We start from the raw sequence: 5,500 nt of genomic DNA, 5'->3' as shown, positions 1-5,500 counted from the left end.
ATGCGCCGTAGGCGCCACCCGGAAACTGGCGCCGACTCGGCACGCCCGACAACCCGCAGCCAGGAAACTGGCGCCGACTCGGCACGCCTTACGAGGAAACTGGCGCCGACTCGGCGGGGTGGGTCACTCAAAGAGGGTCTCCACCCAGGCCCGTGGGGACGGCTTGCCGACGGGCGGGGCGGTCATGTCGGCGGTGATGCGGGGCATCGGCGCGGTGTGCTGACCGGCGTGGCGGTGCCAGTCGTTCTCGGCCTCGATGAGCGCACCCAGGTCGGCGCGGGCCAAGAAGACGCCGTGCCCGTCCGGGCACTGGCTGACCCCGCCGTCGTCCAGGGACGAGGCCAGGGTGCGCGTGACCATCTCGGCGCCGCAGCGGGGGCAGGTCAAGGTCTCCATGGAAGGACGCTACCGCCCGCCGGATGCCGGGCGGTGCACCCGGGTCGGGTTTACTGCACCTCGTGGACACGCCGCGCACCGGGTTCGCCTACCTCGACGATCCCGGTCCCGTGCTGGCCTTCGCGCACCGAGGGGGTGCCTACCACCCCGAGATCGAGGGTCTCGAGAACACCCTCGCGGCGTTCCGTCATGCGGTGGACCTCGGCTACGACTACCTGGAGACCGACGTCCACGTGACCCGCGACGGGGTGCTGCTGGCGTTCCACGACACGGTGCTGGACCGGGTGACCGACCATCGGGGCGAGATCGCCGCGCTCACCCACGCGGAGGTACGCCGGGCGCTGGTCGGCGGCCGGGAGTCCGTGCCGACGCTCGCCGACCTCGTCGACGCGTTCCCGGAGGCGCGCTTCAACATCGACCTGAAGTCCGACGGCGCCGTCTCGGCGCTCGCGGAGCTGATCGCGGAGCGCGAGCTCTGGGACCGGGTGCTCGTCGGGTCCTTCTCGCCCCGGCGGACCCGCCGGTTCCGGGCGCTCACCGGGGGTCGGGTGCCGACCGCCGCGACCCCGGCGGAGATCGCGCTGTTCCGGTTCGTGCCCAGTGCCCGGCTCGCTGCGCTCCTCAGCCCCGCGTCCGCGGCCTTGCAGGTCCCGCACCGGCGCGGCCGGATCACCATCGCGACCACCGGTCTGATCCGCCGCGCGCACGCCGTGGGCCGGCACGTCCACGTCTGGACGATCGACGAGGCCGAGGAGATGCACGAGCTGCTCGAGCGGGGCGTCGACGGCCTGTTCACCGACCGGACCGACATACTCAAGTCCGTCCTGGTCGAGCGGGACCAGTGGCGCGACCAGGGGCGGGAGACGACATGACGTCGAGCGGGATCGCGGACCTGGGGCCGCTGCGCCGGGCGCGCGAGCAGAAGGCGTGGTACTGGTACGACTGGGCCAACAGCGCCTACGTGACGACCACCGCGGCGGTGCTGTTCGCGCCGTACCTCACCTCGGTCGCCGAGAAGGCCGCCTGCGGCCGCGCGACCGACGAGGACGCGGGCTACAAGTGCACCACCGACCTGCACGCGCTCGGCGTGGACGTCTCGGCGGGGTCGCTGGTGTTCTACATCGTCACGGCCACGACGATCCTCTCGGCGTTCGTGCTGCCGGTCGTCGGTGCGATCGCCGACCGCAGCGGCCGCAAGCCCCGGCTGCTCGGTGGGTTTGCGTGGACCGGCAGCGCCATGGCGATGGCGATGTTCCTGGTCGCCGGCAGCAACTGGCAGCTCGGCGCGGTGCTCCTCCTGCTGGCGACGCTGTTCTTGGGCGCGAGCCTGGTCGTGTACGACGCGCTGCTGGTCGAGGTGGCCGAACCGGACGACCGCGACCGGGTCTCGTCACGGGGGTGGGCGCTCGGCTACCTGGGTGGAGGCCTGCTGCTCGCGCTGAACTTCGGGCTGCTCACGGTGATGAGCGACGACACCGAGCTCGCGGTCCGGATCAGCCTGTTCAGCGCCGGGCTGTGGTGGGCGGTGTTCACGATCATCCCCGTGCGGGGCATCCGGTCGCGGCCGCCGGTGAACCCGGTGGCCGAGCCGGGCGGCCTGCTCCAGGCGAGCTTCGGCCAGCTGTGGCGGACGCTGAAGGACCTGCGGCGCTACCCCGTCACGCTGACGTTCCTGGTCGCCTACCTGTTCTACAACGACGGCATCCAGACCGTGATCTACGCGGCCTCCGTCTACGGGGAGAAGCAGCTGGGGTTCGCCAAGAGCACGGTCCTCCTGGCCTTCCTGGTCGTGCAGTTCGTCGGCATCCTGGGTGCCCTGTGGTTCGGCCGGTTCGCGCGCAGCCGCGGGGCCTACCAGGTGATCCTGGCCGGCCTGTTCGTGTGGCTGGCGGTCGTGGTCGCGGGCTGGCTGACGCCTGAGGGGAGCCTGCCGCTGTTCTTGCTGCTCGCCTTCGGCATCGGCATCGTGCTCGGCGGCACCCAGGCGCTGTCGCGGTCGTTCTACAGCCAGCTGATCCCGCGGGGCCGCGAGGCGGAGTACTTCTCGCTCTACCAGGCCTGTGAGCGGGGCACGAGCTGGATCGGGACGCTGATCTTCGGCCTCGTCCACCAGTGGACCGACTCCTACCGTCCCGCGCTGCTGGCGCTGGTCGTGCTCTTCGTGGTCGGCATCGCGTTCCTGCTCCGGGTGGACCCGGAGCGCGGCATCCGCGAGGCCGGCAACCCGCTCCCCCAGGTGGTGTGAGGGCGACCACGTCCGCGATTCTCGGAATGTTCCCCTCCCCAGTACCGTTGAACGGGTTGAGACGTCGTCCGGCTGGGTACACGACATCCCGGAGTCCGGTGTCACGAACACGGGGTTCGTCCGTCTCGGTCAACGCACGGGGGACAAAGAATTCGGGAGGTGGCTCAATGGCGGAGCGCACGTTGCGTGGAGCGCGGCTCGGGGGCCAGAGTTTCGAGGACGAGCGCGGCATCGAGTTCGCGGCTCGCCAGCAGGTGGGTTACCGGTGTCCGCAGGGGCACGAGTTCGAGATCACGATGTCGGTCGAGGCCGAGGTGCCCGCGACCTGGGAGTGCCCGCGCTGCGGTGCTGAGGCACTGAGCGTGTCGGGCATCCAGCCTGAGGCGAAGGCCGAGAAGCCGGCCCGCACCCACTGGGACATGTTGCTCGAGCGTCGCTCGGAGAAGGAGCTCGAGGACATCCTCAAGGAGCGGCTGCAGCTGCTCCGCGACGGGGAGATCGGTCCGGCGCACCTGCACCGGTCCAACCAGAAGAAGCGCCGGGTCTCCTGACGGAGGCCAGGGTCGACCGCTACTCGTCGACCACCTCGCCCCGGACGACGGGCCCCTCGGGCCCGGGTCCGGGGCGAGTCACGTTGAGGAGGACCTGCCGCCCGACCAGCGTCGCCAGCAGCCGGCGGAAGACCGGACGGGTCGGCGGCAGCACCAGGAGCAGGCCCCCGGCGTCGGTGACGAAGCCGGGCGCGAGCATCAGGGTGCCCCCGATGAGGATCAGCGCCCCGTCGGCCAGCTCGCGCGTCGGCATCCGGCCGCTGGCGAGGGCCTCACGCAGCGCCGTCCACGCCCGTCCGCCCTCGCGGCGCACCAGCCACGCACCGACGAGGCTGTCGACCACGAGCAGGAGGATCGTCCACAGCGCGCCGATCGCCTGGCCGACCTGGACGATCACGTAGATCTCCAGCAGCGGCATCACGACGAAGGCGAGCACCAGGGCCAGGGCCACGGGCCGGCGCCGCCCGGTCACCGGGCGGCTCATCGGCGTCGCCGGGTCCGCCGCAGCTGGGCCGCCCGCTCGCGCACGCCCCAGGCGGTGATCCGCCGGAGCGACTCGGCGGCCACGGCGCCGCTCATCTTGGAGTCACCGCGCTCGCGCTCGACGAACTCGATCGGCACCTCACGGACGGTGAGGCCGGCGCCGAGCGTGCGGGTCACCATGTCGGTCTGGAAGACGTAGCCGGTCGACTCCACGGAGTCGAGGTCGATCTTCTCCAGCGTGGTGCGCCGGAACAGCCGGAAGCCGGCGGTCGCGTCGCGGACCGAGACGCCTAGGAGCAGCCGGACGTAGAGGTTGCCGCCGCGCGAGAGCAGCTCGCGGCGCAGCGGCCAGTTGACGACCGACCCGCCGGGCACCCAGCGGGACCCGATGACCAGGTCGGCGCCCTGGAGAGCGGTGAGGAGCCGGTCGAGCTGCTCGGGCTGGTGGGAGCCGTCGGCGTCCATCTCGCCGATCACGTCATAGCCGGCGTCGAGCGCGACGCGGAAGCCGTGCAGGTACGCCGCGCCCAGGCCGGCCTTGGCGGTGCGGTGGACCACCGAGACGGCCGCGTCGGTCGCCGCGAGGTCGTCGGCGATGGCACCGGTGCCGTCCGGGGAGCCGTCGTCGACCACGAGGACGTCGACATCGGGCTGCGCGGCCCGCAACCGGCCGACGATCCAGGCGAGATTGTCGGCCTCGTTGTAGGTCGGGATCACCACGACGACCCGCCCGAGCCCCGCGATGCTGCGCTCACTCACCTGCGGCTCGCCCTCCACTCCCTGTCGGGGCAGCGGCGGTGACGGCGGAGCCTGCCCGGCCGTCCTCGGCCCGCTGCCGGTCCCGCCTCCGACGATACGGGACACCACCTGACCACCACGTGACGAGCAGACCAACGGCGGTCAGCGCGATGAGGAACCGACCGGTCCACGCCCCCAGCCGGACCGCCGGGGTGACGGAGTCGACCAGACCCACCTGCTCGACCAGGACGCGCTGGGTCCGGGGTGCCGCGCTGGCGACCACGCCGCCGTCGGGGGCGATGATGCCGGAGACGCCGTTGGTCGAGGCGACCGCCAGCCAGCGGCCGGTCTCGATCGCGCGCAGCCGGGTGATCGCGAACTGCTGGTCGATCTGGTCGGTGTGGATGAAGGTGGCGTTGCTGGTCTGCACGACCAGCAGCTGGGCGCCGCGCCCGACCTGGGCGTAGATCCCGTCGTCGTAGGCCACGTCGAAGCAGATCGCGTCGGCCACCTCGATGCCCGCGACCCGCAGCGGGGTCGAGCGGGTGCCGCTGAGCATGTCCCGGGGGATCTCGGCGAGCCGGCCGAACTGCCGCGTGAAGAAGTCCCGCGCCGGGATGTACTCCCCGAACGGCACCGGGTGGCGCTTGGTGTACCGGTCCCCGGCACCGGTGACGGGGTCCCAGACGATCCCCTGGTTGAGCACGTGCTCGGGGCCGGCGTCGACGATGGCGCCCACGAGGATCGGCACACCGATGGCGGCGCTGGCCGCGCGGATGGCGCTGTTGGTCCGGGCGTCGCGGAACGGGTCGATCGCGGTGGAGTTCTCGGGCCAGAGCACGAAGTCGGGCCGGGGTACGGCGCCCGCCGCGACGTCGCGGGCGAGGCCGACGGTGACGTCCACCTGGTTCTGGGTGACCTGCCGGAAGTCGTAGAGGATGTCGTCGCCGTTGCCGGGGACGTCGCCCTGCACCGCAGCGACGGTCGCCTCGCCGGTGGTCTCGGCCGACCAGGGGAAGGCCACGGGCAGCGCGGTCGCCGTGACCAGGGCGATCAGGAGGCCCGCGGCGAGCCGCTGCTCGCGGGC

7 protein-coding genes are annotated in these 5,500 nt (G+C 72.1%); 3 read left to right on the top strand and 4 right to left on the bottom strand.

Annotated elements, in window-relative coordinates:
* Positions 1-123: 123 nt before the first annotated feature.
* Entirely contained in the window at positions 124-396 is a 273-nt protein-coding gene (locus VGD85_RS11030; RefSeq protein ID WP_331063486.1) for a zf-TFIIB domain-containing protein, read from the bottom strand.
* Positions 397-458: 62 nt separating this feature from the next.
* On the opposite strand from VGD85_RS11030, the gene VGD85_RS11025 reads away from it, so the two are divergent.
* The 3 genes from VGD85_RS11025 to VGD85_RS11015 all read left to right on the top strand — a co-directional run bounded on the left by VGD85_RS11025 (position 459) and on the right by VGD85_RS11015 (position 3,192).
* Complete coding sequence (locus VGD85_RS11025) at positions 459-1,268, top strand: glycerophosphodiester phosphodiesterase (protein ID WP_331063485.1); 810 nt, start codon at positions 459-461, stop codon at positions 1,266-1,268.
* On the top strand, positions 1,265-2,641 hold the full coding sequence (locus tag VGD85_RS11020) for an MFS transporter (protein ID WP_331063484.1): 1,377 nt from the start codon (positions 1,265-1,267) through the stop codon (positions 2,639-2,641). Before VGD85_RS11025 ends, VGD85_RS11020 begins: the two co-directional genes overlap by 4 nt.
* A gap of 167 nt (positions 2,642-2,808) precedes the next feature.
* Positions 2,809-3,192: an RNA polymerase-binding protein RbpA gene (locus VGD85_RS11015; protein WP_331063483.1), complete on the top strand. Its 384-nt coding sequence runs from the start codon at positions 2,809-2,811 to the stop codon at positions 3,190-3,192.
* A gap of 19 nt (positions 3,193-3,211) precedes the next feature.
* Here VGD85_RS11015 and VGD85_RS11010 read toward each other — a convergent pair whose 3' ends face one another.
* The 3 genes from VGD85_RS11010 to lnt all read right to left on the bottom strand — a co-directional run.
* On the bottom strand, positions 3,212-3,664 hold the full coding sequence (locus VGD85_RS11010) for an FxsA family protein (RefSeq protein WP_331063482.1): 453 nt from the start codon (positions 3,662-3,664) through the stop codon (positions 3,212-3,214).
* Between the two features lie 8 nt (positions 3,665-3,672).
* Entirely contained in the window at positions 3,673-4,434 is a 762-nt protein-coding gene (locus tag VGD85_RS11005) for a polyprenol monophosphomannose synthase (protein ID WP_331063481.1), read from the bottom strand.
* Positions 4,427-5,500: apolipoprotein N-acyltransferase (gene lnt / locus VGD85_RS11000; protein ID WP_331063480.1), on the bottom strand; the 1,074-nt coding region annotated here is incomplete at its 5' end. The genes VGD85_RS11005 and lnt, both read right to left, overlap by 8 nt.

The organism is Nocardioides sp. (assembly GCF_036401255.1).
Lineage (GTDB): Bacteria > Actinomycetota > Actinomycetes > Propionibacteriales > Nocardioidaceae > Nocardioides.
Note: the sequence above shows the minus strand (reverse complement) of the source record. Positions and strands in the feature narration are given on the sequence as shown.